Raw genomic sequence first — 247 nt, 5'->3', positions numbered from 1 at the left:
AAGCTTCAAGATCGCTTCCTGGAAACGTTCTGGAAGGCCGAAGCGCTCCTCGCGCTCGCCGTCGGTCAATTTCACCTGCATCGGTATTCCGCTGAACATTTGCACGAAAACTTTAACCTCGCCGAACGATTCTTTTTCTTCGGAACGGCCCTCCGCCTCTTCGGCTTCATCCATTCCGAATGCAGCGCGCACCTTAGGAAGGATGTCTTTCCAATCAAATCTCGCATTGCGCTCGACAGCGATAAAA

Annotated in this window: 1 protein-coding gene; it reads right to left on the bottom strand. The window is 52.2% G+C overall.

Annotated elements, in window-relative coordinates; translation table 11 throughout:
• A partial coding sequence (locus Ga0466249_RS26215) for a virulence factor (protein ID WP_215832424.1) occupies positions 1-247 on the bottom strand: 247 nt, incomplete at both ends.

The organism is Pelorhabdus rhamnosifermentans (assembly GCF_018835585.1).
Lineage (GTDB): Bacteria > Bacillota > Negativicutes > UMGS1260 > UMGS1260 > Pelorhabdus > Pelorhabdus rhamnosifermentans.
The sequence above is the reverse complement of the archived record's forward strand: the minus strand, read 5'-3'. Positions and strand labels throughout refer to the sequence as shown.